Annotated in this window: 23 protein-coding genes and 3 pseudogenes; 12 read left to right on the forward strand and 14 right to left on the reverse strand. The window is 61.3% G+C overall.

The genetic code is table 11. From position 1 onward, the window contains the following. The first annotated feature begins 46 nt into the window (after window positions 1–46). Window positions 47–2,347 carry an isocitrate lyase ICL2 gene (gene aceA / locus B586_RS11030; RefSeq protein ID WP_047314101.1) on the forward strand — a complete coding sequence of 767 codons (2,301 nt, stop codon included), beginning with the start codon at window positions 47–49 and terminating at the stop codon, window positions 2,345–2,347. Between the two features lie 271 nt (window positions 2,348–2,618). Next, window positions 2,619–2,808 (forward strand): annotated as a pseudogene (locus B586_RS20900) (LLM class flavin-dependent oxidoreductase); the annotation flags it as partial. A 59-nt stretch (window positions 2,809–2,867) separates the two neighbouring features. Here the strand turns inward: B586_RS20900 and B586_RS11040 are convergent. Continuing rightward, on the reverse strand, window positions 2,868–3,335 hold the full coding sequence (locus B586_RS11040; protein WP_054879942.1) for an SRPBCC family protein: 468 nt from the start codon (window positions 3,333–3,335) through the stop codon (window positions 2,868–2,870). Window positions 3,336–3,556: 221 nt separating this feature from the next. Here B586_RS11040 and B586_RS11045 point away from each other — a divergent pair, with 221 nt between their 5' ends. The 3 genes and pseudogenes from B586_RS11045 to B586_RS11055 form a co-directional block, all read left to right on the forward strand. After that, window positions 3,557–4,666, forward strand: coding sequence for a serine hydrolase domain-containing protein (locus B586_RS11045; protein ID WP_082607586.1), 1,110 nt, complete (start codon window positions 3,557–3,559; stop codon window positions 4,664–4,666). A gap of 144 nt (window positions 4,667–4,810) precedes the next feature. Beyond that, on the forward strand, window positions 4,811–5,530 hold the full coding sequence (locus B586_RS11050) for a maleylpyruvate isomerase family mycothiol-dependent enzyme (RefSeq protein ID WP_054879941.1): 720 nt from the start codon (window positions 4,811–4,813) through the stop codon (window positions 5,528–5,530). A gap of 156 nt (window positions 5,531–5,686) precedes the next feature. Further along, window positions 5,687–6,047 (forward strand): annotated as a pseudogene (locus B586_RS11055) (dihydrofolate reductase family protein); the annotation flags it as partial. A gap of 120 nt (window positions 6,048–6,167) precedes the next feature. Here B586_RS11055 and B586_RS11060 read toward each other — a convergent pair. Continuing rightward, a complete protein-coding gene (locus B586_RS11060; RefSeq protein WP_054880960.1) occupies window positions 6,168–7,580 on the reverse strand; it encodes a TIGR00366 family protein in 1,413 nt (470 codons plus the stop codon). A 151-nt stretch (window positions 7,581–7,731) separates the two neighbouring features. Then, window positions 7,732–8,088, reverse strand: coding sequence for a PPE domain-containing protein (locus B586_RS11065; protein ID WP_054879940.1), 357 nt, complete (start codon window positions 8,086–8,088; stop codon window positions 7,732–7,734). Between the two features lie 83 nt (window positions 8,089–8,171). Here B586_RS11065 and B586_RS11070 point away from each other — a divergent pair, with 83 nt between their 5' ends. Further along, window positions 8,172–10,034 (forward strand): fatty acyl-AMP ligase, encoded by a 1,863-nt coding sequence (locus tag B586_RS11070; RefSeq protein WP_054879939.1) that lies wholly within the window; start codon window positions 8,172–8,174, stop codon window positions 10,032–10,034. 23 nt (window positions 10,035–10,057) lie between these two features. Here the strand turns inward: B586_RS11070 and B586_RS11075 are convergent, their stop codons facing one another. Beyond that, window positions 10,058–10,585: a hypothetical protein gene (locus tag B586_RS11075; RefSeq protein WP_236971266.1), complete on the reverse strand. Its 528-nt coding sequence runs from the start codon at window positions 10,583–10,585 to the stop codon at window positions 10,058–10,060. Between the two features lie 90 nt (window positions 10,586–10,675). On the opposite strand from B586_RS11075, the gene B586_RS11080 reads away from it, so the two are divergent. After that, a complete protein-coding gene (locus tag B586_RS11080) occupies window positions 10,676–11,356 on the forward strand; it encodes a hypothetical protein (protein ID WP_047314095.1) in 681 nt (226 codons plus the stop codon). A 9-nt stretch (window positions 11,357–11,365) separates the two neighbouring features. Here B586_RS11080 and B586_RS11085 read toward each other — a convergent pair whose 3' ends face one another. Continuing rightward, window positions 11,366–12,133, reverse strand: coding sequence for an SDR family oxidoreductase (locus B586_RS11085; protein ID WP_047314094.1), 768 nt, complete (start codon window positions 12,131–12,133; stop codon window positions 11,366–11,368). 139 nt (window positions 12,134–12,272) lie between these two features. Between B586_RS11085 and tpx the strand changes: the two genes are divergently transcribed. Continuing rightward, window positions 12,273–12,770: a thiol peroxidase gene (gene tpx, locus B586_RS11090; RefSeq protein ID WP_047314093.1), complete on the forward strand. Its 498-nt coding sequence runs from the start codon at window positions 12,273–12,275 to the stop codon at window positions 12,768–12,770. Window positions 12,771–12,867: 97 nt separating this feature from the next. On the opposite strand, the gene B586_RS11095 is transcribed toward tpx, so the two are convergent. From B586_RS11095 to B586_RS11110, 4 genes are all read right to left on the reverse strand, one after another. Then, a complete protein-coding gene (locus B586_RS11095) occupies window positions 12,868–13,110 on the reverse strand; it encodes a hypothetical protein (RefSeq protein WP_054879938.1) in 243 nt (80 codons plus the stop codon). A gap of 160 nt (window positions 13,111–13,270) precedes the next feature. Continuing rightward, complete coding sequence (locus tag B586_RS11100) at window positions 13,271–13,927, reverse strand: PE family protein (protein WP_054879937.1); 657 nt, start codon at window positions 13,925–13,927, stop codon at window positions 13,271–13,273. Window positions 13,928–14,241: 314 nt separating this feature from the next. Next, the gene (locus tag B586_RS11105) at window positions 14,242–15,063 is read right to left on the reverse strand and encodes an alpha/beta fold hydrolase (RefSeq protein WP_054879936.1); all 822 of its coding nucleotides are present in this window, start codon (window positions 15,061–15,063) and stop codon (window positions 14,242–14,244) included. 76 nt (window positions 15,064–15,139) lie between these two features. Beyond that, window positions 15,140–16,168: a cation diffusion facilitator family transporter gene (locus B586_RS11110; RefSeq protein ID WP_054879935.1), complete on the reverse strand. Its 1,029-nt coding sequence runs from the start codon at window positions 16,166–16,168 to the stop codon at window positions 15,140–15,142. A 76-nt stretch (window positions 16,169–16,244) separates the two neighbouring features. Between B586_RS11110 and B586_RS20905 the strand changes: the two genes are divergently transcribed. Continuing rightward, window positions 16,245–16,433, forward strand: a complete 189-nt coding sequence (locus B586_RS20905; RefSeq protein ID WP_156406755.1) for a hypothetical protein — start codon at window positions 16,245–16,247, stop codon at window positions 16,431–16,433. Here B586_RS20905 and B586_RS11115 read toward each other — a convergent pair. The 4 genes and pseudogenes from B586_RS11115 to B586_RS11130 all read right to left on the reverse strand — a co-directional run bounded on the left by B586_RS11115 (window position 16,424) and on the right by B586_RS11130 (window position 21,592). Next, complete coding sequence (locus B586_RS11115) at window positions 16,424–17,731, reverse strand: hydroxyacid-oxoacid transhydrogenase (protein WP_054879934.1); 1,308 nt, start codon at window positions 17,729–17,731, stop codon at window positions 16,424–16,426. The genes B586_RS20905 and B586_RS11115 overlap by 10 nt on opposite strands. Window positions 17,732–17,833: 102 nt before the next feature. Next, a complete protein-coding gene (locus tag B586_RS11120; RefSeq protein ID WP_054879933.1) occupies window positions 17,834–18,631 on the reverse strand; it encodes an SDR family NAD(P)-dependent oxidoreductase in 798 nt (265 codons plus the stop codon). A gap of 340 nt (window positions 18,632–18,971) precedes the next feature. After that, window positions 18,972–20,318 (reverse strand): annotated as a pseudogene (locus B586_RS11125) (APC family permease); the annotation flags it as partial. A gap of 422 nt (window positions 20,319–20,740) precedes the next feature. Beyond that, window positions 20,741–21,592, reverse strand: coding sequence for a glycoside hydrolase family 16 protein (locus tag B586_RS11130; protein ID WP_054879932.1), 852 nt, complete (start codon window positions 21,590–21,592; stop codon window positions 20,741–20,743). A 163-nt stretch (window positions 21,593–21,755) separates the two neighbouring features. Between B586_RS11130 and B586_RS11135 the strand changes: the two genes are divergently transcribed. Then, window positions 21,756–22,634 carry a class I SAM-dependent methyltransferase gene (locus B586_RS11135; protein ID WP_047314084.1) on the forward strand — a complete coding sequence of 293 codons (879 nt, stop codon included), beginning with the start codon at window positions 21,756–21,758 and terminating at the stop codon, window positions 22,632–22,634. A 535-nt stretch (window positions 22,635–23,169) separates the two neighbouring features. On the opposite strand, the gene B586_RS11140 is transcribed toward B586_RS11135, so the two are convergent. After that, window positions 23,170–23,865: a cutinase family protein gene (locus B586_RS11140; protein WP_047314083.1), complete on the reverse strand. Its 696-nt coding sequence runs from the start codon at window positions 23,863–23,865 to the stop codon at window positions 23,170–23,172. Between the two features lie 126 nt (window positions 23,866–23,991). Between B586_RS11140 and B586_RS21610 the strand changes: the two genes are divergently transcribed. After that, window positions 23,992–24,645 carry a hypothetical protein gene (locus tag B586_RS21610; RefSeq protein ID WP_054880958.1) on the forward strand — a complete coding sequence of 218 codons (654 nt, stop codon included), beginning with the start codon at window positions 23,992–23,994 and terminating at the stop codon, window positions 24,643–24,645. A gap of 64 nt (window positions 24,646–24,709) precedes the next feature. Beyond that, window positions 24,710–25,300: an isopentenyl-diphosphate Delta-isomerase gene (gene idi / locus B586_RS11150; protein WP_054879931.1), complete on the forward strand. Its 591-nt coding sequence runs from the start codon at window positions 24,710–24,712 to the stop codon at window positions 25,298–25,300. Window positions 25,301–25,426: the final 126 nt, after the last annotated feature.

A 25,426-nucleotide genomic window follows, 5' to 3' on the forward strand; every position in this document is an offset into this window, starting at 1 on the left:
ACACTCTGTCCGTTAGGGGAATCGGGCTAAGGAGGAGCGCAATCCCATGGCCATCATGGAAACGGACGCCGAAGTCCACACGCCGTTCGCGCAGGATTTTCAAAAAGACATAGCCGCAGCGCAGCAATACTTTGACGACCCACGCTTTGCCGGGATCATTCGCCTCTATACAGCCCGCCAGGTCGTAGAACAGCGCGGCACCATCCCCACCGACTACACCGTGGCACGAGACGCCGCGGCGGCTTTCTACGTTCGCTTGCGCGAGCTATTCGCGGCCGGCAAGAGCGTCACGACGTTCGGCCCGTACTCGCCAGGGCAGGCAGTCAGCCTCAAGCGGATGGGCATCGAGGCGATCTACCTCGGCGGCTGGGCCACTTCAGCTAAGGGTTCCACCACCGAAGATCCCGGGCCTGACCTCGCCAGCTACCCCTTAAGCCAGGTGCCAGACGATGCCGCGGTACTGGTGCGTGCCCTGCTGGCCGCCGACCGCAATCAGCAGTATCTGCGGCTACACATGACTGAACAGCAGCGCGCCGCCACCCCGGCGTTTGACTACCGCCCATTCATCATCGCCGACGCCGACACAGGACACGGCGGTGACCCGCACGTGCGCAACCTGATCCGCCGATTTGTTGAGGTCGGCGTTCCGGGATACCACATCGAGGACCAGCGCCCAGGTACCAAGAAGTGTGGCCATCAGGGCGGCAAGGTCCTGGTGCCTTCGGACGAACAAATCAAGCGCCTCAACGCCGCCCGCTTCCAGCTCGACGTCATGCGGGTGCCCGGCATCATCGTCGCGCGCACAGATGCCGAGGCGGCCAACCTAATTGACAGCCGCGCCGACGAACGCGACCAGCCGTTCCTCCTGGGCGCCACCAACCTGAAGGTTCCTTCTTACAAGTCGTGCTTTCTGGCATTGGTGCGGCGTTTCTACGAGCTGGGAGTTAAGGAACTCAATGGCCATCTCCTCTACGCGCTAGCCGATGGCGAGTACGCTGCCGCGAGCGCATGGCTTGACCGCCAAGGCATCCTGGGCCAGGTCTCCGACGCCGTCAATGCGTGGCAGGAGAACGGAAAGCAATCGATCGACGATCTCTTCGACCAAGTTGAATCGCAGTTCGTAGCCGCCTGGGAAGACGACGCCGGGCTGATGACCTACGGCGAAGCCGTGGCAGAAGTGCTCGAATTCGGCGAGAGCGAGGGCGAGCCGATCGGCATGAGCCCCGAGGAGTGGCGGCGATTCGCCGGGCGGGCGTCTCTGTACGTCGCACGCGAAAAAGCCAAGGAGTTGGGCGCCGACCCCGGTTGGGACTGCGAACTGGCGAAGACCCCGGAAGGCTACTACCAAATCCGCGGCGGCATCCCGTATGCGATAGCCAAGTCGCTGGCGGTAGCGCCGTTCGCCGACATCCTTTGGATGGAGACCAAGACCGCGGATTTGGCCGACGCCCGGCAGTTCGCTGAGGCGATCCACGCCGAGTTCCCCGACCAGATGCTGGCTTACAACCTCTCGCCTTCGTTCAACTGGGATACCACCGGCATGACCGACGAGGAGATGAAGCGCTTCCCCGAAGAGCTAGGCAAGATGGGCTTTGTCTTCAACTTCATTACCTACGGCGGGCATCAGATCGACGGCGTCGCCGCCGAGGAGTTCGCCACCGCGCTGCGGCAGGACGGCATGCTGGCGTTGGCTCGGTTGCAGCGCAAGATGCGCCTTGTCGAATCGCCCTACCGCACACCGCAGACCCTGGTCGGCGGCCCGCGCAGCGACGCCGCGCTGGCCGCGTCCTCCGGACGCACGGCGACAACCAAGGCCATGGGCAAAGGCTCGACCCAGCACCAGCATCTCGTGCAGACCGAGGTACCGAAGAAACTGCTCGAGGAATGGCTGGCGCTGTGGAGTGAGCACTACCAGCTCGGCGAGAAACTCCGCGTGCAATTGCGGCCTCGCCGCGCCGGCTCGGATGTGCTCGAACTCGGGATCTACGGCAACGGTGACGAGCAGCTGGCCAACGTCATCGTCGATCCGATCAAAGATCGCCACGGTCGCAGCATCCTTCAGGTGCGCGACCAAAACACCTTCGCCGAGAAGCTTCGGCAGAAACGACTGATGACCTTAATCCACCTCTGGCTGGTGCACCGCTTCAAGGCCGACGCGGTGATTTACGTGACACCGACCGAGGACAACCTCTATCAGACCTCCAAGATGAAGTCCCATGGCATCTTCAGCGAGGTCTATCAGGAAGTGGGCGAGATCATCGTCGCCGAGGTGAACCACCCGCGGATTGCTGAGCTGCTTACCCCCGATCGCGTCGTGCTGCGGCGGTTGATCACCAAGGAAGGGTAAACGACCACCGCCTGGCCTGGCCAGGCGCAATGCGTGGTATTGAAACTCGCGATAGCGGTGCTGGGGCGCGGGTGATGTTGGGGACGACTCAACCTGCAAGTGCCCATACCAGTTACTTGTCTTCTGCAGCGGACTGGCCAACTGCCCACCGATTTCGCGATGATCGGGCTATAACTCTCACTGACACGCGTGAACTTCTCGAAACCAACCAGCTGGGCAGGCACAGCATCGGTCTGCTGTCCATCGGGTACTTCCAGAAGGTAGCCGCATTCCCGCAGCGACCAAACGCTCTGCCGAAATTGTTCGCCGCTGAAGTGATGCCGCATTTTCCGGGCCAGGCGCAACCGACACTCGATGCCGCCGCGCGAGCCAGCCAAGCACGAGATGACCTAGCGCAGTCGCAGCTACAGACAATCGAGCACATGACCAAGAAATACCAGGACGAGGTCGGCTCCACGTAACTGCTCAAATGCCGCACCACTAATAACGAAACGAAAACCCTTGGGCCTGAAGATAAACGTTACCGTCCGCCACCGGACTCACGTTCGGCTGCCTTGACCAACCGACCCGAAAAATATCGAACCGCCCCTTCAAGCGCTGCCCGCATCACCGGACCTGTTCCAGGCACTCTCTCGATAAACCAACCACGCCAGCGGATGTCGGTACCACCTGCTGCATTCGGCGCTAGAAGCACCTCGCCGAAGTAGTCCTTGGCTGGGCTCGGAGGTCCGATCAGCTTGTAGCGGTGCCGACGATCCTGCTCGTACTCGACGGTCTCCTCGCGTACTAGCATCGGCCACAGCCCTACCTTGCGGACTGCCCCGATGCCGCCTGGCGCCGGATCACCAAGGCGTGCCCAACTCGATTGCAGGACGATCGGCTTGGCCCACTTCGCCCAGTTGGCTCCGTCCGTCACAAGCCGGAACAAGATTGCGGCCGACGCACTACTAGTCCGGGTGACCTCGAATGAAAATCTCCGATCCGACATGCCTTACTCCCTGGTGACAAAGCTGAACGGCGTTGCCGCGTACCCCTACCCCGGAAATCGTATGCGCACCCTGCTACAACTCAAACGTCACTGCCGTGCGGTAGCTGCACCCCGGATGCAATCATTCACGGTATGGCGAAGCCGTCTGTCCTCAGCCGTACACAGATTCACGGGTTGGCCGTGTCGGCCGCTGCATCTGCGTCGATACCGGACGGTTCACTATGAAATGTCGAAGCGCGGCGGCCAAGCGCATGCGAAGACCGCTGCTGCTCCTCGCTGCTGTACTGTTGCTCAGCTCCTGCGGCAGCTCAGGCAAGACGCCCGCCGCCACCACTACCACAAACGACGCCGTTACCAGGGCCCGCAGCCAGCGTGTGTTGGACGACGCCATCAAGGTTGGCGCACCTGGGTGCTCGGCGGCGGTCGGATTCAAAGGAAGAGTCGTTTGGACTGGGGTACGCGGCATTGCCAACATGTCAACCGGCGACCCGATCACCACCAACACCGTGTTCGACATTGCCTCGGTGTCCAAGCAGTTCACCGCCACCGCGGTCTTGCTGTTGGCCGAGCGGGGCAAGCTAACCCTCGACGACCCGTTATCCCGACACGTTCCTGAGCTGCCGCCATGGGCCGCCGCCGTCACTCTCGCACAGCTGATGCACCAAACCAGTGGCATCCCTGACTATGTCGGGCTGCTCCAAGCGGATGGATTTCAATATAGCGATCGCACGACTGAGGACCAGGCCATGCAGGCGTTGGCCGCGGTCCCGAATCTGCAGTTTCAGCCCGGCGCCAAATTCGAATACTCCAACTCTAACTATCTGCTGCTTGGCGAGATCGTCCATCGGGCATCGACAGAACCCCTGCCGCAGTTCTTGGATGCAGAGATCTTCCATCCACTTGGTCTGACCATGGTTATGGATCCGGTCGGGGAGATTTCCAACAAGGCCGTCTCCTATGAGAAGGGCGACGACGAGTACCAGGCGACCAAACCAAGCTGGGAGCAAATCGGTGATGGTGCCATTCAGACCACGCCTAGCCAGCTTGTCTATTGGGCCGACAACTACCGAACCGGCATCGTGGGCGGCCCAGAGCTACTCGATGCACAACTGTCCGGCTCGGTGGAAACCGAACCGGGTGGGTCTGACCGCTATGGCGCCGGGATCTACTTGATGGCCAACGGCACGCTCGAGCACGACGGCACCTGGGCCGGATTCGTCACGACATTCCGCATCAGCAAGGACCGGCTCAAATCGCTGGCCATCAGCTGCAATACCGACAAACAGGACCCGGAAGCCCTAGCTGACGCCCTCGGGCAACTCTGGATGTAACCGGCATTCGATAAGGCGCACAAAGGTTCTCCCGTAACGTTGCCGTGAAAGCGATTCGAGCACCGGCGGGATCGATCTCATCGCCGAGTTCACCGATGGCTGCCAGAGGCGCAGGCCGCGGAGCCAGCGATACTATGACGTGCTGTGAAACCGGCTGATCACATCGCTGCCCTGCGCCGCGACACCGCCAGGATCGCTAATGCGGTCCAACACCGGCTAGACCGCGCGGTGCCTAGCTGTCCGGGATGGCAGGTCGCTGACTTGGTATGGCATGTCAGCATCGTTCACATGTTCTGGAGGATGGTCGCTAGCAATGCAATTGCTGGGCCCGACACTTGGAGTGAGCCCCACCGCCGCCGCGGTGATGACCTAGTGCCTTGGTTCTGTGAGGGTGCCGAACTAACCGCCACCGTCCTGGAAAGCCTTGCCCCTAATGCGACAGCATGGACTTGGGGACGCCGCAACACGGTGGACTTCATTCAACGCAGAGTGGCCCAGGAAACTGCCGTGCACTGCTGGGATGCCCTCAACGCGATGGGATGCAACGAGCCCGTCGAACAGGCGCTCGCAGTCGACGGAGTCGATGAATTCCTCGACGAGGTGCTTCCTGGTCTATGCCAAGACTTAGGCGGCCTGGTTCAAACCATCTGCCTGCGCGCTAATGACAGCGGAGACAATTGGACTATCCGCGTCGGAGACGGCTCATCTCACCTGACCCGAGCCTGTGTCCGGGCCGATGCCACGGTGACCGCCACGGCATCCGACCTCCTACTGCTGCTATGGGGCCGCTGCTCGCCCGATCAGGTACAAGTGGACGGTGACCTCGCTGCGCTGCAACGATTTTTGACCCGAGCGAACTTCTGATTCTCGGTTGCCGGTTCATGTCCGTCGATTCGTGATGTCGACATCCATCATCGCCGCTTCGGCGCGCGCAATTTCTTCAGCGCCCATCCACAAGAATTTGACAATATCTCGTGTGGCGTCGCGATGAGTTTTGCCCTCCGGTGCAGTCTGATCTCCATGGGCAAACTCATCTATGGCTTCAACGTGTCGGTGGACGGGTATATCGCCGACGCACAAGGCAACATCGACTGGACCGATCCGAGCGAAGAACTGCACCAGTACTGGAACGACTTCGAGCGGGAGACCGCCCTGTCGTTCTACGGGCGGCGGCTCTACGAACTGATGTCCGCATAAGTCCGTCGACTGGAACTCCCGCCTGGAACGCGGCGATCCGGTCGAGGTGGTGACGAAGCTGAAAGCTGAAACCGACGGCAGGCTGGAGGTGGCCGGCGCGACGCTGGCCGCACCGATCGTGCAGGCTGGCCTGGTGGACGAGTATCGGATCGTGGTCACGCCCACCGCCGTGGGCGGCGGCACCCATACACGGCCAGGCGAGCTGCGGATGCACTACCAGGTACACGACTCGAGCGGCACCCGTTACCCGGGAAACCCGCTTGTCGCGCAACTGAATCGGCATCAAAATCTCGGCGCAATGACTTCACAGCGCATAGGGAGCGATAAGGAATGCGGCGCTGGACACCATACAGCCGATCAGGAAAGCAATGATCGTAAAGCCCATCACTTGGCGGACATTGAGCTTCGCAATTGCAAGCAGGGGCAACAGCCAAAACGGCTGAATCATGTTAGCGACGCCCTCACCGACCGCAACCGACATCGAGATTAGCCCGAGGTAGGCCGGTGAGTGCTGACCGAGAGCAAGTGCAGAGTCAACCGCGATGGGCCCCTGCACGGCCCAGTGCCCGCCTCCGGACGGCACAAACAGCGAGATGATGATCGAGCCGACGAAGGTGAGAAGCGGCAGGGTGTACTCGTTGGCGCCCGTCACGAGTGTCTCAGCGAGCAGAGTCTGGAGCGGCTTGCCTGATTCGGTAGGCACATAACCCAATAGACCAACCAGGCCGCCGTAGAGCGGATATTGCAACAGCAATGGACCAGAAACCTTCGCCGCGCCGGAGAATGCGCGGATGAAGCGAATCGGGGTGCGGTGCAGCAACGCACTCGTGATAGTGAACAACATGATCATCGACGAGATGTTCAGCGCAAAGCTGCTCAGCCAGAAGTATGTTATTCCCGCGATAAAGACAAGAACATTGAGAATCCACAAGTTTTCCAGCCGCTCAGCGAACGTCCGCTTGTCAACGGGCGCAACCGCTACCGGCTCCTTTTCTTCCTCGAAGACCGCGTGGTCGGGTTCGAGGGCCTGCGCCGGCTCCATCCGCCGGATCGCGATGGCAAGTAGCACAAGCACCGCGATCGCAGCTACCCAGCTGTAGGGCTGGAAAATCGTTAGCGTTAGCGGCACGAGCTTGCCAGTCATCTTGTGTATCACGTTGATTGGACTGTTCGCGTCGGTGTTGGCTAGCGCAATCGACGACGACAGCCCCTGCGTCCAGACGATGAAGCCCATAAAAGCCGCCCCAATGAGATAGCCAAAATGTGCGTCCGCTAGTCGCTTCGCGACCTGGCGAGCGACCAGCGCACCCGCTACGAGACCGAGTCCCCAGTTCAGCAGGGAAAGGGCGGCGCTGAGGCCGAAACACAGGAGGGCTCCTTGAACCTGATTCTTCGGTTTACTCGCGATATGGACAATGGCCCTCTTCAGAACAGGTGCCTCGGCTAGCGTGTAGCCAGTCACGAGGATCAGCATCATCTGGAACGCGAAGGTGAAGATATTCTGCGATCCCCATACTCCGCCGTACCACGCCTTAAGCATGCCGGCGCCCGTCGCGCCTTTGACGAGCAGCGCGGCTAGCGCGACCACAATGACGGTAAGGATGACGGCGAATAGGTACGGATCTGGCATAAAGCGTTCGACGTAGCGGACGCATAGCCTGGTGAGGTGCGGCATTAGGCCGCGTCGTGCGTCCTGTCGGGCCTGTCTCGTCGTCATTGACCTACCTTTGCCGCATTTCTCGCGCTTGGACCAGACCCGCGACATTAGACGAACTCGTCGACGATCAACCACACGAGTGCGGCGGCTGCCATGAGCATGCCGATCAGGATTGCCGCACGGACACGTCACGAGTACCCGGGCCAGCGCGCTAGACCCTGGTAGCCGGCTTGGCCAATCCGGGTGCAGTGGTGAGCGGCGGCGGCGACACCCACTGCGCGTATTGCGCCTCAAGGGCCGCGATCTTCGCAGTATTTTGCCCGAATGCGTTGGTCGCCCGCAGCCACCGCCGCCGACTGCGGTTTTTATCGATCTCCTGCGGGGACACCATCTCTGCACGCGCAGTCAAATAGGACTCGCGGATGGAGTTGATCTCTTTACGGGTCACGTCGAGCCGCTCTTGGAGGTCAATATGAAACGGCTCAAAAACTTCGGAAGACATCTCCGCAGCTACGCGTTCCCACGCCTGGGCGGCGGCGAGCAGCGAGTCAGGACCCGCCGGGCTCACGTCAAAACAGACTCGAACTCGGCCAAGTTTCACGTCGTCGCGTCACAGTCAGCACCTCATCGACGGGTGCATAGACTGCGCCTATGGATTACGGTTCCCGGCAGGACTCCGTGGCTCCAAAAGGCCTGCTCGTGATCGAGGACTGCCTGGCTGCCGACGGCAGCATCGTATTGCCGCCTGACACCACGCTGATCTCTCTCATCGAACGCAACGTGGCAAACGTCGGTGACGCGACAGCGTATCGTTACCTGGACTACGCCCGCGCTGAGGGACAGGCCATGGAAGTGACCTGGGCCCAATTCGGTACCCGACTGCAAGCCATCGGTGCACACGTGCAACAGTTCGCCGGTCATGGTGACCGAGTTGCCATCCTTGCACCGCAGGGCATCGATTACGTCGCCGGGTTCTACGCAGCGGTTAAGGCGGGCACCATAGCAGTGCCGTTGTTCGCGCCTGAACTGCCGGGCCATGCTGAACGGCTCGATACCGCGCTTCGCGATTCGGAGCCCACCGCTGTACTCACGACAGCAGCAGCCAAAGACGCGGTTGAGAGTTTTCTGATCAGCCTCCCGCAGCTGCGGAGACCGCGAATCATTGTCATCGATCAGATACCCGATTCCGCGGGGGAACACTTCGCCCCTGTCGAGGTAGACATTGACGGTATTTCCCACCTGCAATATACGTCGGGCTCGACCCGCCCCCCGGTCGGAGTGGAGATCACCCATCGGGCGGTCGGCACCAACCTGGTGCAAATGATCCTGTCGATCGACCTGCTGAATCGGAACACCCACGGCGTCAGTTGGTTACCGCTTTATCATGACATGGGCCTGTCGATGATCGGTTTTCCGGCGGTATACGGCGGGCACTCCACGCTGATGGCGCCAACTGCGTTTGTCCGTAGGCCGCAGCGATGGATTGATGCGTTAGCTGCCGGGTCGCGGCACGGCCGCGTGGTGACCGCAGCACCGAACTTCGCCTACGAGTGGGCCGCGCAGCGTGGGCTACCCGCACAGGGCGACGATGTCGACCTCAGCAACGTCGTGCTGATCATCGGGTCCGAACCAGTCAGCATCGAGGCGGTTACGACGTTCACTAAGGCGTTCGGGCCGTACGGATTACCGCGTACGGCGTTCAAACCCTCCTACGGTATCGCAGAGGCCACCCTATTCGTCGCGACGATCGAGCCGAACGCTCAGGCAACGGTTGTCTACTTGGACCGAGAACAATTGGGCGCTGGCAAGGCAGTACGCGTCGCGGCCGATGCCGCTAACGCGGTGGCACAGGTGTCTTGCGGTCGGATAGCTCGTAGCCAGTGGGGTGTGATCGTCGACCCTGAATCCCAGACAGAACTACCCGACGGCGAGGTCGGAGAAATCTGGTTGCAGGGCAACAACATTGGCCACGGCTACTGGCGGCGGCCGGACGAAACTCGGGCGGCCTTCGGCGCCAAACTGCGGTCCCGGCTCAGGGAGGGAAGTCACGCTGACGGCTCGGCCGTCGAAGGCGCATGGCTACGTACCGGAGACCTCGGCGTGTATCTCGACGGCGAGCTCTACGTCACCGGCCGAATCGCGGATCTGATCACCATCGATGGTCACAACCATTATCCCCAGGACATAGAGGCTACCGCTGCGGACGCATCGCCGTTGGTGCGGCGCGGATATGTGACGGCGTTCTCCGTGCCGCCCAACGAAGTTCCCCGAGCAACTAGCGACGACACGAGTCCACAACTCGTGATCATTGCCGAACGTGCAGCGGGCACCAGCAGAGCCGACCCGCAGCCAGCGATCGAGGCTATCGTGGCAGCGGTGTTTCATCGCCACGGGTTGTGCGTCTCTGACATACGCTTGCTGCCGGCCGGCGCTATTCCGCGCACCACCAGTGGCAAGCTGGCTCGCAGAGCTTGCCGCGCGCAATACCTCAGCGGCGAATTGGGCGTGCGCTAGCTACCGTTCACGACAGGCCCTCTTCAGGGCCTTGTCGCCTGATCGACAATGAGTGGCGGGGGCGCCTCCGGTTCATGTGGGTCGGCATGCGTCTTGTAGAACGGCGGCAGCGTGTTTGCACCCGACCCGAATGGGGTGATGTACTCCGCATCGAATGTCACCTGGTACCACTGAATTCCGAGCGATGCCGAAACATCCGGGTCGACACGAAACGCATTGGCGATCTCAGTGACTCGCACACACTTTATCTGTTGACGCATGATCGACGAGAACCTCGACAGGCCGTCCGCGTCCTGATCGGGTGTTGTCGCCCCGTACATCGCGCGCATCGTCGGCCCCAAATAGCCCCATGCGGTGACGTAGTCCTGGTTGTTGACCGCCTTGAAGTAGTCAACGATCACATGCCGGCCCTTGCCTACCGGCGTGGCGTCGGGCTGCCCGTTAGCGCACGCCGGATCTGCCGCGCTCGGCCCAACTGGCATGAGTCCGATCAGCGGCATGACGGCTATCGCGTATACGGCTAACCGGTCCCAGCGCTGTGACAAACCCACACCGGCCAATGTAGTGGCCGCTCCAAGCCGGCTCATTGCACGATCGGCTACCGTCCACGGCGGCGATCGCCGAGGTGGCATCCTGGCCATGTGGGTTTGCTATTCCGGTTAGCGGAGTTGCTGATTGTGATACTGCCGTTGGCAGGTGTGGTCGTCGCTGCGATGAGAGCATTCGCCGCCAACCAGCGGCGAGCCGAGGAATCCCAAAATTCCGATCCGGCAGAAATGCGAGATACTGCCACTGCGTCGCCCCGACGCACCGGCAACAATCAAGCCGCGCAGTGGCGGTCGCTCAGACGCGTGCTAGACGAACACCGCCGTACCGACGCACGCTGGCTGGAGTATGAACTCGACGTCGCCAAGCTTCTCGACTTCCCACTCATGACCGATATGCGCGATCCGCTCACGATCGGTTTCCACAAAGCCAAGCTCCGGGCAGATTTCTTACATCCGGTCAAAGCTGAAGATCTCCTCGATGACCGCGAAGGCGCGGCGCAGTATCAGGCCGCCGTTGAGGACTATGTGACGGCTTTCAATGTCGCTGAGGCGGAGGCAATACGCAGACGCCGCAACGATTTCTCACGAGACGAGCAGCAGCGGATTGCCCGCGCTCAAAGCCTGTTGCGGGTAGCGTCGGATTCCGCTGCGGCGCCGCAGGAACGCCAGAATGCTTACGACCTAGCAGGTAAGGAACTCGATGGCCTTATCGTGTTGCCAACCGCGACGCAGGCCAGCATCGAGCGTGGGATCGCCGGTCAGATAGAGCGATAGGCCGTGATTTCACGGGCAGCTGTATCCACCGTCAATCACAATGTCGGAGCCGGTCATATAGCTGGAAGCCTCGCTGGCCAAATAGAGGTAGAGGCCGGTGAGTTCTTCAGGTCGGCCCAATCGGCCCATCGGAATCTTCGGTTCCCACAGCGGGTGAAGTTCGGTATAGGGCTCAACGAGCTCGGTGAGGATATAGCCCGGACTGACGCTGTTGACCCGGATCTTATGCGGCGCGAACTCCACGGCCATGGCCTTGGTCAGGTGGATGACCGCCGCCTTGGAGGCGCAGTAGTGGCCTACCTGCTGCGGGATGTTGATGATGCGGCCGGACATCGAAGCGGTGTTGATGATGACCCCGCCCCGTCCCTGCCGGACCATAGCCCGGGCAGCTGCCTGGGCCGTTAGGAACACACCCGTCACATTGGTGTTCTGGATAGTCTGGAATTCTTCGAGCGGCATGTCCAGCATCGGGGCGACTGTGATGATCCCGGCGTTGCAAACCGCGATGTCGATCCCACCTAGCTCTGCGGTCACCTGGTCCACCATGTTGGTCACCTGGTCCGGATGGGTCACATCGCAGGAAATCGGTACGACCTTGCCGCCAGTCGGGGCGATCTCGGCAGCGAACTTGCGCAAAGCTTCGGAATGCCGCGCCGCCACCGCTACGTGGGCCCCGGCCTGGACATACGCCAGCGCCACCTTCTTGCCGATGCCGCTGGACGCCCCGGTCACCAACGCGGTCTTACCGCGCAAATCGAACATGTCTAATACATTCATTTGTCCATTACCTCATGACGCTCTGCTGTGTCGGCTACGGGCAGGTCCTACCAGAGCTGAGGTCGAGCTAGCCGTCAGAAAACTCCACTCGGGCGGACCTGACCCAAGGCTGCCCAGGCGGCCTTGGCAGACTGTGCACATGGCACAGATAACCTTGCGTGGAAACCCGATCAACACAGTCGGCGAGCTGCCCGCCGTCGGATCTCAGGCTCCTGAGTTCAAACTGACCGGCGCTGACCTGAGCACGGTCAGCAGCGAGCAGTTCCGCGGCAAGTCCGTGTTGCTGAACATCTTTCCGTCCGTGGACACCCCGGTATGCGCGACTAGCGTGCGGACCTTCGACGAGCGCGCTGCCGCGACTGGTCTGACCGTGGTGTGCGTCTCGAAAGATCTGCCGTTCGCGCAGAAACGATTCTGCGGCGCGGAGGCGACCGATAACGTCACAACGGCTTCGGCATTCCGCGACAGTTTTGGTGAGGACTACGGCGTCACCATCGCCGATGGTCCGATGGCCGGACTGCTGGCACGGGCCGTCGTAGTGATTGACGCCGACGGCAAGGTCGCACACGCGCAGCTGGTACCGGAAATCGCCGAGGAGCCCGATTATGAAGCGGCGCTGGCCACGCTCCGCACGTAGCGCAGTTCCGCGAACTCGACACAGCTGTCGTTAAACCACCGACAGTCTCGAATAGGGGAGGGGCGCTCGAATTGCTCGTCAGCTTGTGCACCCACAGCTAGAACCACCTTCTGCGCTTCCGGTTTCGCATCAAGGCGTAGCGTTCTTCCAGCGCGCCGAGGGCATTAACCACCTCTAGGTGAGAAATGAGGATCAACCCGTTCAACTGTTGGAGTTCTTCTGGGCTCTTTGGCGCATCCTCTGCGTGCTCAAGTAAGAAGGCACGGAGCGCTTGGCTACCGGTCATACGCTCCGGGACCTTCATGTTTCGCAACACGGTGGCCAGTTCGGGGTTGGTCACGACACCTCCTTCGCCATTCGAGTATCAGCGCAAGCGTAGGAGACGCGTTCGGGTCCGGGGACTATGACCTACGACATTATTTCTTTGAGCGGAGACGTGTCAGTGAGCCGGAGCCCCGCTACCGCTGTCGACTAGGGCTCGGCGCAGCCCAGAACCTCGATCACACCGTGTGACCGTAACCGGCTTCCTCGTCGTCGGGCTCTTCGCCGTCGCCGTCGTCGTAGTCGTCCTGATCGTGGGCGACCGCCGACACTAGCCCTGGTTTGGAGCTAGCGCCGGCTTGCGCGCCCTGGCCCATCGAGCTCAGTGGAGCAGTGCCGGTACCAAGCGCCGCTGATGCAGCGTTGGCGGCCGCTGGGGCAGTCGTTCCTGTCGTCCCGCCGACAACTGGGTTATCGACCAATTGGCTCATCAGCGGCGTGCGGGCCGCACCTAGCGCCTCCGCGCGCATCACCCCCGCGCTCGTGCTTACGCCCGATCCACCCGCCAACTCATTCGAGACCGCACGGGCGGCCGTACCGAACCCCAAAGTATCCGCGGCGGTGTCGTCAACCTGCGAATACGTGCGCGAAATATTCATCAACGCCGTGCCGGTCTGCATAAGTTCTTGTTGCGCCGAGCTGTTAGAGGCCAACATCTGTGTGGCATCTTGCATGAAAGCTAGCGCCGCCTGCATCGAAACTTCTTCACTGCCGGCCGGTATTAGCGAGGTCAATGACGGTAACGCCGACGCACCGGAGGCCAGGCCCTGCCCAGCAATGTCGACTAGTTGCGAGCCAATGTCGCCGGCGGCCGGATCGTGTGACATGGATTCCATTTGCGTACTGCTCCTGTGTACTTGTAAGCGGTCACAATACGTGCGTTGGAACCGCCACCTCACCCTACGGTCACTGCACTGCGGCGCCTTTACCGCCGAGAACTTGAAGTCCAGCTTCGCTGGGCGATAGAACCAAATTCTAGTCGAGCCAATTCTAAAGGTCTGATAGGAGTACGCAACCTGTGAAATACCTGGGAGCGGGTCGGCACTCTGGTCGACTGTGATATTCGTCGCAAATTCCGGGTTGCGACCCTCGCATGGTGGTCATCACGCGAGACACCCCGGGCATCTGCGTCTGCAGCACCGATCTGTGCTCACAGATGAGCCAAAAGCCGCTTGGCGAACGCTTCGGGATGCTCCCGATGCATGAAATGCCCACCTCGGACTTCCTCGACGAGGTACTTGTTCTCGAACATCCGGGCGGCACCCCGGTAGTCCGCGGGCTCGGCAATTGGATCATCGAGGCCCGCAAACACGACCACTGGCACGGCGATCCGCACTTTCAGCGATGCGGTGGGTATAGGGGAGAGCTTTCGGTAATAGCCGAACGCCGCGTTTAAACTCGCCGGGTTTGAGAAGCTAGTACGCACGGCGTCGAACTCGGCTGGATCGGGGTTCCAGGTCGGGGACCATCTCCGATAGATGGCAGGTAGCCCCGCGAAGTCATTGCGTGCGAAACGGTTCGGCGCGCCCGGCAGCTTGTATGCCACGAAGTGCCGGACACCCCAAAGCTTCCTCAGCGAGGGTTTGAGCGCCGCTGGGTGCGGAATGCCGATAACAAAGAGTTTTTTCACTCGATCCGGATCGAGCGCCGCGGCGCCGTATCCAGCCGAGGCTCCCCAATCGTGTCCGATGATGATGGCGTCGCGGGCGCCGAGCGCTTCGATCAAGGCAAGCGGATCGCGCGCTAGGGTCTCTTGATCTGTGTCACGATCCGGGATTTCTGTGGGGTGGTACCCGCGCATAAACGGGCTGACCGCGCGATACCCTTTCGCGGCGATTCGCGGGCGAAGATCGTCCCAGGAATGCGCCGTGTCCGGAAAGCCATGCAGCATGAGCACAAGTGGCCCCGAGCCTTCCTCGAGGTAGGCGAATCTGAGCCCGTTCGCGTCGACGAAACGAATCGCATCAGCCATGGCTTGGGGACACTACGCCAATCTTGACGGCGTTTGGGAGCAAATACCCGAGCCTGGCTCGATTGACACCGGGCACTCACTCCGTGACGTCATGCTCGGCCGGATAGGCATGGATCAGTGCGGTGGCGAGTTTGGGTATGGCATGGGTAAGTCGGTGTTCGGCGTCATGGGCGATGCGGTGCGCCTGGGCCAGGGTAAGGGTGGGATCGACATCAAGTTCGGCATCAGCGTGCAGGCGGTGGCCGATCCAACGCATCCGCACACTGCGCACCGCCTGCACCCCGGGCTGGGCCGCCAACGCCTGTTCGGCGGCGTCGACCATCGCCGGCTCCACTCCGTCGAGTAGCCGGCGGAACACGTCACGCACTGTGGTGCGCAGCACGGCCAGGATGGCCACGGTGATAACCAAGCCGATGATGGGATCGGCCAGTGGAAACCCAAGCGCGACACCGCCGGCGGAGAACAGCACCGCCAGGGAGGTGAACCCGTCAGTGCGGGCATGCCGGCCATCGGCAATCAACGCGGCGGAGCCGATGCGACGCCCGACCCCAATGCGGTAGCAGGCCACCCATTCGTTGCCGATGAACCCGATCAACCCCGCCAGCGCGACCCAACCGATGTGCTCAATCCGTTGAGGATGGGTTAGTCGCAGAACCGCTTCGTATCCGGCAACGATCGCCGACAGCCCGATCATTGTCACCACAAACAACCCAGCCAGGTCCTCAGCACGGCCGAACCCATAGCTGTAGCGGCGTGTGGCGGCCTTAGTTCCTAACACGAATGCGATCCACAGCGGCACCGCGGTCAGGGCGTCCGAGAAATTGTGGATCGTATCGGCAACCAACGCCACAGACCCGGAAATGCTTACGACGACGATCTGCGCAATCGAGGTCAGCCCGAGCACCAACAGGCTGATCTTGACCGCACGGATCCCTGCAGCGCTGGATTCCAACGGACTGTCGACGCTGTCGGCGACATCGTGTGAGTGCGGCGCGAAGATCTGCCTCACCGCCCAACCCAGACCACGCCGATGATCATGGCCAAGGGAATGGCTGTGATTGTGATCGTCAGTGGTGCAAACGGATTGACCGCGCAGGTGAGTCATCGCTCGGGCGCATCTAGCGCTCGACGACCGATAAACACCTCACGGATATCTGCATTCATACGCAGATAATAGGCACATGAGTCAGCCTATCGCCAGCCGCAGGGGCTTGGTCCTTGATAATGCGGTGTGCGGCGTCGCCGGCCTCGGGGAGAACGAGCAAGCGCTGCGCAGCGCGCCCACCGACGTGACCCGAATTTCGGAGCTGGTCAGCTTATGCCGAAACATATTGCGCAGCAAGGAAGTAGCCACCGTGTACTACCAATAGCGCATAGCTTGCCGAAACAGGTCCGCCAGAACAGGTTTACTCATCGCTCGGGGTGCGTTCTGCAAAAGGCGCTGTTGCGGGTAAGCGCCCTCGGCGAGGGCCGCCACATCATCGTCGGTATAGCCCACCCCACTCAGCCCATTCGGCATTCCCACCGCGCGCATGATGCGGATAATTTCGTTCGCAAGCACTTCGCCCGCATCGTTGGCATCAGCACCCTGTGTATCGGCGCCGAGCAGCTGGGCTCCCTCCAAATGACGCTCTGGACTCACCTGCGCGGTGAAACGGAACACCGAGGGGGCGTTGACAATAACGGCCATGCCGTGCGGCACGAGCGGCTTATCGGCCGGATAGCCCGAGGGGCGGAAGTCACGTACCAGCCCCGCGACTGCGTAGGCCATGCCGTGCGGTGCATGAACGCCCGCGTTGCCAAAGGCGATGCCCGCAAGCGTCGCGGCCCACATCATCTGCTCCCGGGCCTCACTGTCGGCGCTATCCTGCACCGCTCGCTCCAAGTATTGGCCCAACAAGCGCAACGCCGCACGACAGCCCAGATCACTCCACGGGTTAGCGCCTTGACTCATCGGCCGCAGGTTGGGGCGTTCGGGAGCGAGCCGACGGACATAGGGCCGCGCGGTGTAGGACTCTAAAGCGTGCGACAGCACATCGAGCCCCGCTGCGGCGACAACCTCGGGAGGCAGACTCGCGGTGCAATCCGGGTCGACCAGGGCCTCAGTGGGACGTAGTGCCGGCGAAGCGATGCCGGTCTTCGCCGACAACGAGAGAAGGTCAAAGATCGTGATGCCCGTTACCTCGCTGCCGGTGCCGGCCGTCGTGGGGCAGGCGATATGCGGCTTAAGCGGGCCAGGCACGGGTTTGCCTTCCCCCACCGGCGCATTGACGTAAGTAAGTAGTTCAGCGGGATAAGTCGCGTACAGATTGGCGGCCTTACACGTATCGATGACAGAGCCACCGCCCAGTGACACGTAGCCATCGGGGTTCAACTCTTGCGCGAAGCGCGCCCCGTCCAGAAAAGACATGTCGGTGGGCTCGACGTGCACGTCGGTGTAGGTGATCACCGCTAGCCCAGCCGCCAACAGCGAGGCGCGCGTCTTCTCGAAGATCGACAATTTAGCCACATCGGCATCGGAGAACAACGCCACCCGCCGCAGCCCCAGCGCACTGGCTCTGGCACCTACTTCTGCCAAGCAGCCGCGCCCGAAGGTGACCCGGGACGCGTCAATGGTGAAGGCTCCGTCGCAGTCTTTCGCCGCAGTTGGGAAGTCGCAGCACGCCATCCCATCCTCCTGAGCCGGTCGCGACGGCAATCTACCGCATCAAGCTACGCCGCGGGGTGGGGGAGTGCGGGCAAACTATTACGCGACCAACTTTGACTTGCCTTAGCGCTTGTCCGCTTGGCCTGCGACAACCGCATCGGCGGCCTTAGCAGCAACCGACCCAGCGATTCGACCGAAGATCTCGGGCGCTAGCATCGCGAACCGGGCAAGCGCCCGTTGCCGCACAGGGGCCACCGAAATTTCCGGCTTGTTGCGCTCGATCGCCCGTACGACGGCGTTGGCCACCTGCTCGGGCGTGCCCGTGCCGATACCGGGCGGCGGCGGGGCGCCGCTATCCGCGAACATCCCGGCCTCGCGAATCGCGCCAGGGGTAATGACCGAAACTCCGACGCCGCTGCCACGCAAGTCTTCTCGCAAATTGAGCGCGAATCCCCGTAGCCCGAACTTCGTCGCAGCGTATACAGACGCCCGCGGCATAGCCGTGAACCCGGAGATCGACGAGATGAACACAAAGTGGCCACTACCGCGCTCCTGCCAGCCGGGCAGCAGCTCACGGGTCATGCGAACCGGCGCTTCGAGGTTGACACGAAACGCGCGGCTGATCTCGTCGTGATTGAAGCCCTCCAGGCGGCCTGACCCGGGCAGCCCCGCGTTGGCGACCAATATATCGATGTCGCCAACCTGCTCAAGCAACGCAAACACCGCGCCCTCCGCGGCTAGGTCACAAACTACCGTCCTGTGATCCACACCCGAGAGCGAGCCCGCGAGCTGGTCCAAGTCCTCGGCCTTGCGCGAGCTAAGAACGAGCTTCGCTCCACGTAATGCCAGCGCTTTGGCGATCGCCCGCCCCAAGCCTCCAGTCGCGCCGGTGAGAAGGGTTGTCCTGCCGTGAAGGTCCATGTCCGGAATCTACCCTGCGTGGTGTGTCTGAGGTCCTTCGGCGACCAACGACAGCCAACGCGGACCAGCGGGACCAGCGGGTCAGGGTCCGCTGGAATTGAACGTGCAGCTGTCCAAGCACGACCCCTGCCTAACGCAACGCTTAACTTGACCGAATCTCGGCTATCAGCAAACAGTTGAACCACAGATTGTTTCAGTAGTCATTAGGTTCCAAGCAAAGCCCCGCTCAGCGATGCTCGACCGGCGTCGGGTCCCTTCTAACGGCAGCATCTGATCGCGGGTTTGGGCTACCCACGCTTCGAAGCGTCAACCTGCCTTTGGCCCACTTCAGGCCACTGGTTCTGTAGTAGTGGAGGTAGGCGATTGCCGGTATGCCGATAAACGTAATCGCAATCAATGCAATCGAAAAGTAGTTGGGGCTTCCGCGCGCAAGAAAGATGGACTGGTAGTCGAACGATACCGCCAGCCCGACCGAGACCACGACCGCAGCGATCGGTAGCACCCTGTCGGTAAACGCATTTCGCTTCACGGCCACATACTCTGGTGTCCGAGAACGCGCCAACGCGAAGAGCGCGATCGGTACGATTATGAATTGGATGAATCGGGCGATCACTGCCAGGCCGGTAAGGTTCAGACTGTCGAATCGAAGCGACAGCGGGAAGGCGAGCGCCAGGAACGCCGTGATTCCAAAGGCGACCATGGGAACGCCGAATCGGTTCTTGCGCGACAACCTTGTCGGCAGGATTCTCCCGTCCGACAACGCGGTCCAGAGCCGAGGAGCACCGAACGACGCCGCCACGTTGATGCCGAACATCGAGACTAGGGCTCCAACAACGATGATGGTGCGGAAAGTATCGTTCCCGACGGCCGCGGCCAGTTTCACGGTGTGGTTGGTCGCGACAATCTTGTCCGATCCAAGCAGCATTGCTACGACTAAGGCGAGCATATAGATGGCGCCGACGGTGAGGATTGCTAGTGGTATGGCCCTGGGAAGGGTGCGGTCCGGTGTGTCCATCTCTTCGGCGGCGTTAGCGATCGATTCGAAACCAGTGAATGCGTACAACGCGACGATCGTTGCGAGTGCCAAACTCGCGGCGGCGCTCTTCCCGATCTCGGCGACACCGAGCAACGAGTACGCTGCGGGCTGATACGCCGACCGGGACGTCGCGTAGTTGTTCACGTGATGTGTGACGATTATCCACAGCCCGCCGGCGATGAAGACCGATAGCGCAAACATCTTTCCCAGGGTTGAGATTCCGTTGGCCCACCGGATCACCCGGTTACCAAATAGGTTTATTACCAATAATACTCCGATAAATATGAGAAAAGTGAGCGTCTTCACGCTGATGAGCTCGTCGGTGTCTGCCCAAACCTGTTCGGGGAAAGCAACTCTCAACAATGTTGAGACAAACAGAGACGCTAGCACCCCCCACGCGATGGAGGCGGTAATCGCATGGGTGACACCGACATAGATACCGACTCGGTGCCCAAATGCAGCCGTCGCGTACGCATAGGAGGCGCCGTTCGTCTTTACATACTTGGCCGCTGTCGCAAAGACGATCGCCATCACGGCCGCGAAAACGCCTGCCAGAATATATGCAATCGGGGCGAACGGTCCAGCGAGCTTGATCACCGCACCGGGAGTCAGGAAGATACCCGCCCCGATTATCGAGTTGATGCCAAGCATGACAACGCTCCAGAAACCAAGCTTGCTAATCGCACGTCCTCCTTGCCCGCAGACCGACCACCGGCACAAGGGCGTAGCACCCAAACCTCGAATGTGCCATAGATTCCCTTACCGAGAATCTCTGAGCGACGACCAGACCGAGGCAGGTCGACCACTCTGTCTTCCAGCATGCGGTGGCTCGACAACGGCTTGACCGAAACGGCAGTTGACCATGACTCGCCGCAGCCGATTCTGCCCTATTGGCGGCGACCCCGCAGAAGAGCGCTAACTGCGACGGGATGCGTCGACCGCCGAGCAGCTCGGCAACAATTGAGGCCCACAATCTCAACACGACCGACGTCAACGTGGTCAGCGCTAGAGACACCGGGTCAAGTTGACAAAACCATCACGCATGTGATGAGTCGGTCTCGTGGGCTATAGCTTTACCAGACACGTACCCAGTCGACGAGCATGTCCGCGGGGTAGGTCCCTGGTCCAGGATCGCCGCCACCCGAACCGGCAACCGCAAGATTCAACACCGGGAAAACGGTGTAGCCGGGGGCGTTAAACGGCCAATCCGGTAGAGAACTCGCCGGCACATCGAAGTACGGTTGTGCGCCGTCAACATAGTCTTTCCAGAAGCGGATGCCCACCTCATCCCACTGACATCGCCACGTGTGCCAGCCGCTGTCCACTGCGATGTTGCGGGTCTTCCATTCACCGCCATTTGCTTTTGCGTGGACGGTAGTGGCGGAGGGCCAGTTGCCGTTGCCGTACCACTCGAGTATGTCGATTTCGCCCTCATCCTGATTGCCCAGCCAGAAGGCGGGCCAACTACCGGCGGTCAGGCAATCAAGTTTGATCCGAGCTTCCCAGGTGTGACCGACGCCGCCCCGCCAGAGACTTTGAATCTTGCCGCTGTAGTAAGTGGGGCCGTCTTTCGCGGCACGGAGTACGAGGTTGGACTTACCGTCGAGAAACACGTTTCGGCGATCATCACGGTACTGCCCGATGTTCTCCGGTTTTTCCCAATACGTCGGGTCCTTAATTTGCTCGCGGGCTCGCGCAACGGTCCACTTCGACGGGTTGGGCGCGGAGCCGGCCGGGCCATCAAATTCATCCTGGAAAAGATAGGTCCCAGTTTGACCGGACGGCGCGGCTGGCGGGGGGAACCGACCCGCCGGCGTCTCCTGTCGGGATGGGTGAGCCCAGGCCTCCGAGACAGGGATCGCGGCTGCCGCCAGGATGCCGATCCCTGTCGTCAACAACATGCAGCGACGATCCATATCGGGCATAAGCAAAGGACGATAGCAGCCCAGGACGAGCCAGATTGAAACCCGAGAGCGCGGCGTCCTGACATCCGCCTGCGCACGGGTCGTCACTACCGGCCCAAAGCGACCAGCAACGAACCTGTATGCTGCGCTGCACAGTGCGGGCAACGATGCTATAACGCAACGTATGTCAGACACCGGGCACATTACCCACGTTTCCGATACGGCTCGCTGGACGGCGTTGTACCGGGCAACCGAGTCGGCACGTAAAGATGCGTTGTTCAGCGATCCGCTCGCCAAACATCTTGCCGGTGAACAGGGCCGCGCCATCGTCGCCAGAGTTCCACGGATGAGTCGCAACGGTTGGTGGCTCGTCGCGCGCACCAAGATCATCGACGACGCCATTGCCGAAGCGATCACCGACGGCTGTGACCGCGTGTTGAACCTGGCCGCTGGTTTAGATACCCGGCCGTATCGTTTGAATCTTCCGACTGGCCTCACCTGGGTGGAGGCGGATCTGCCGAAGTTGCTCACGGAGAAGACCCACCTGCTCGCCGACCAGGAACCGCGATGCCAATTGATCCGGACTGCGGTCGACCTGGCCGACCCGCACGCCCGCGACGCGTTCTTCAACGAAGCGCTGGACGGCGCTGCGAAAGCGCTGGTGCTCACCGAGGGCCTGCTGATGTACCTCGACGACCGTGACGTCGTCGCGCTATCGGAGGCGATCGCACGACCCGAAGTCACCTGGTGGATGCTCGACTTCGCCGGCCCGGGCCTCAAGAAAATGATGAATAAGAAGATGGCTGGCATGTTGCAGAACGCGCCGTTCAAGTTCGCACCCGAGAACGGGTTATCCTATTTCGAAGACCTTGGCTGGCGCGTCGTCGAAGCGGAATCGCTATTTGCAGCCGCTCACCGGTTCCGTCGATTGCCGACGTTCATGCGCCCACTTGCCTGGCTACCCCAACCGGATCCACGTCACCCTGGTAGCAGCGCATGGAGTGCGGTTGCCCTCCTTACCCGTCGAGACTCGAAAGCCCTTGTAACGTCGAATATTCCATAGTCGACCGGTAACCCTAGAGTGCGCCGCGTTGTCCGGCCAACGAGGCGTAGTAAATGCTGGATTCACGGCTAATTCTCAACATGACAAAGGTTTTGTCACAGGTTTACTAGGCATCCTGGGCTAACGGCAGGCCGAGAACCACATGGTGTGGGCGGCGCGACAAGTACAGCTAAGTTCGTTGGTCTGGAAGGAGTTCGACAATCGTGGCGAATGCGTCAGGTGCAACGGTGGTTTTCCTTCAGTCGCATCCGGCTTGGGCGGCCGCTCAGCGGCATGCACGTCAACGCAGCGAAGCGATGCGACGTCATCCTTCTTTCCTGGCCCGGCAGCGCGCTGCCGCACGGGGAGTCGACACCGGCCCCGTTATCCGAAACTTCAGGGTGTGCACCGGCTCGAAAACACACCGGCCTAAGGGTTGCCCGGTGTCGACGTTGACAGAGGCCCTCAGGCGGTTTTGGGGTTAGTTCAACGCCAGACCCGGGCCGACGCTAACCATCGCGGCATCGCTGCCACACACGACGTGCGGACGAGCCGCCTACAGCTTGCTTGCCACGAAGTCGGCGGCCTGGTTGGCCATACCGGCCTGAACGTACGCATTCGCGAGGTGTTGCGGCCAATTGTCTTGCCAGGTGTGCGGGTCAGCCGGGTTGCAGACGGGATCGGCGCCGTGGCACAACTCGATGGTCCTGTCGTTGTAGAGCGGGTTGAAGTTCGTGATCGGACCCACCCATTGGCTCCCGTTGCCGAACAACGCGACCGCGGCGATGTGCTGATCGGCGCCAGCCGGCAGGGGTTGGTCAAAGCCAAACGCCGCGATGGGTACCGCGAGCACCAGGTCGGTGACCGCCGCACCGAGCGAGTAACCACCCAATACCAGCCGGGTGTCCGGACAGCTATTGACCATGTACTCGATGTGTCGGCTCATGTCATTGGCGCCGACGTCGACCTCCGAATCGGCGGGGTACTTCACCGCGTATACGCCAATGCTTTTACCGCTGGCTTTGGATTCCAGTGCGTTGATGAACGCATTGCCGAGTATGCCCGTTCCCGGTGATTCCATCCGACCGCGGGCAAAGACGACCTCTACCTGCGGACAATTCGCCGCAGCGGCCGACTGCGCGGCCCCCGGCGCCCCAGGGGGCGCTACAGCGGCAGTGAACGTCAAGGCGGCCGCGATCGCGACCGCCGCTAGGCCAACAGCAACCGATTTACAGGAAAGCAATGAGCGCACGGCATGATGTTAGCGACTCACGCACCTGCTGTTGCCAGATCGGTGCCCGCGGCCACGTGGCCTAGGAAGGACAAGTTGACCAAGTCAGCGGCGGAGGACGTTGGAGCTACGCGCCCAGTGGACAGCATGCTGCGACTTGTCGTAGTGCCGATCGCCCTGATGACGCTAGCGATTTTCGCGGTGGCCGGATCGGCGGTTGCTGATCCGACACCCACCGACGTGATCACAGCGGTGGCTGTCGGACCCAGCGGCCAACCGACCAACGGTTACCGAGAGGCACCTTCGCAGGGCAATGTCGCTGCCGTCAGCGATTGCACAATGCCGTCGCCGTCGGCAGTGACCGAGAACATCTACTATTGCTCGCCAAGCGCGGCCAGCGCCGGCACCTGCTGGCCGTCGACGCCCGAATCACTATTGTGCGTTGACGATCCGTGGGACAAACGCTTACATCGGGTGACCTATGGCGGTCAGCTCCCGCATGTACAGCCGACCACCACACCAAACCCGTTCGCGCTAGTTCTCGACGGCGGCACACGTTGCTTGCTTCGCAACGGCGGCGCGTGGGCTGGGCGCGACGATGGCTACGTTGGCGTCTATGGGTGCGGCGAGCCCAGCGCAAACCTAGCGGTCCTGTGGCTCCCCAACCAGGGCGCTAGGACGTGCATCGACCGCTCGGCGCCGGTGTGGACGGTCAAAGTCGGTCAGCTAGGCGCACCAAACACCCACTTTCCGCCGCCTCAGACCCGCACAGTCACGACCGCCTGGTCCGCCGGAGGTTGAGTTTCGGCGTGTAGCGACATCGCATGTGGAACCATAGGCGTACCACCGATCGAAAGCCTTAAAAATGGAACATGTGGTTCTGCTTGATGAGAACGGTTACTCCTCCGGGGTGGCCGAAAAGCAAACAGTCCACCACATGCAAACCCCGCTGCACCTCGCCTACTCTTGCTACATCTTCGACTCGAACGGTCGACTCTTGGTGACAAGACGCGCCGCGACGAAAAAAACATGGCCGGGGACATGGACCAATAGTTGTTGTGGACATCCAGCACCGGGAGAGGCCTTAGTTCACGCCGTAAGACGTCGAGCACGCGAGGAGCTTGGCATCACGCTTGACGATCTCAAACTGATCCTGCCCAGGTTCCGGTACCGAGCTGTGATGGACAACGGAATCGTCGAAAACGAACTCTGCCCGGTGTTTTCAGCGACAACATCCCAACTGCCGCAGCCGAACTCCGCTGAAACCGATGACATCCGTTTGCTCGACTGGCCCAAGTTTGCCCAGGACGTAAGCAGCGGGCGATTCGTCGTATCGCCCTGGTGCCGCCAACAAGTTGCTGAGCTCGTGCAGCTCGGTTCGGATCCTGCCTACTGGATGCAGGCGTCTCCCGACCTCCTTCCGCCGGCCGCCATCTGGTGCGATGATTGCGGATGATGTCAAGCTAGTCCGACGCAAACAACTGAATCACGAACTGCTCCAACAAATTTCGTAATGCTCAAATCCGCTCCGGTGCGACGGCCTTGTCGACCGCACCTGACCCACACTCGATCAAACCGGGCT

Origin of the sequence: Mycobacterium haemophilum DSM 44634 (assembly GCF_000340435.2) — a bacterium.
Taxonomy (GTDB): Bacteria; Actinomycetota; Actinomycetes; order Mycobacteriales; family Mycobacteriaceae; genus Mycobacterium; species Mycobacterium haemophilum.

What these genes read in the sequence shown, in the direction of transcription:
- aceA (WP_047314101.1), top strand. Translation starts at nt 47, where the DNA reads ATGGCCATCATGGAAACGGACGCCGAAGTCCACACGCCGTTCGCGCAG.
- B586_RS11040 (WP_054879942.1), bottom strand. Translation starts at nt 3,335, where the DNA reads ATGTCGGATCGGAGATTTTCATTCGAGGTCACCCGGACTAGTAGTGCG.
- B586_RS11045 (WP_082607586.1), top strand. Translation starts at nt 3,557, where the DNA reads ATGAAATGTCGAAGCGCGGCGGCCAAGCGCATGCGAAGACCGCTGCTG.
- B586_RS11060 (WP_054880960.1), bottom strand. Translation starts at nt 7,580, where the DNA reads ATGACGACGAGACAGGCCCGACAGGACGCACGACGCGGCCTAATGCCG.
- B586_RS11070 (WP_054879939.1), top strand. Translation starts at nt 8,172, where the DNA reads ATGGATTACGGTTCCCGGCAGGACTCCGTGGCTCCAAAAGGCCTGCTC.
- B586_RS11085 (WP_047314094.1), bottom strand. Translation starts at nt 12,133, where the DNA reads ATGAATGTATTAGACATGTTCGATTTGCGCGGTAAGACCGCGTTGGTG.
- tpx (WP_047314093.1), top strand. Translation starts at nt 12,273, where the DNA reads ATGGCACAGATAACCTTGCGTGGAAACCCGATCAACACAGTCGGCGAG.
- B586_RS11100 (WP_054879937.1), bottom strand. Translation starts at nt 13,927, where the DNA reads ATGGAATCCATGTCACACGATCCGGCCGCCGGCGACATTGGCTCGCAA.
- B586_RS11105 (WP_054879936.1), bottom strand. Translation starts at nt 15,063, where the DNA reads ATGGCTGATGCGATTCGTTTCGTCGACGCGAACGGGCTCAGATTCGCC.
- B586_RS11110 (WP_054879935.1), bottom strand. Translation starts at nt 16,168, where the DNA reads ATGACTCACCTGCGCGGTCAATCCGTTTGCACCACTGACGATCACAAT.
- B586_RS20905 (WP_156406755.1), top strand. Translation starts at nt 16,245, where the DNA reads ATGAGTCAGCCTATCGCCAGCCGCAGGGGCTTGGTCCTTGATAATGCG.
- B586_RS11115 (WP_054879934.1), bottom strand. Translation starts at nt 17,731, where the DNA reads ATGGCGTGCTGCGACTTCCCAACTGCGGCGAAAGACTGCGACGGAGCC.
- B586_RS11120 (WP_054879933.1), bottom strand. Translation starts at nt 18,631, where the DNA reads ATGGACCTTCACGGCAGGACAACCCTTCTCACCGGCGCGACTGGAGGC.
- B586_RS11130 (WP_054879932.1), bottom strand. Translation starts at nt 21,592, where the DNA reads ATGCCCGATATGGATCGTCGCTGCATGTTGTTGACGACAGGGATCGGC.
- B586_RS11135 (WP_047314084.1), top strand. Translation starts at nt 21,756, where the DNA reads ATGTCAGACACCGGGCACATTACCCACGTTTCCGATACGGCTCGCTGG.
- B586_RS21610 (WP_054880958.1), top strand. Translation starts at nt 23,992, where the DNA reads ATGCTGCGACTTGTCGTAGTGCCGATCGCCCTGATGACGCTAGCGATT.
- idi (WP_054879931.1), top strand. Translation starts at nt 24,710, where the DNA reads ATGGAACATGTGGTTCTGCTTGATGAGAACGGTTACTCCTCCGGGGTG.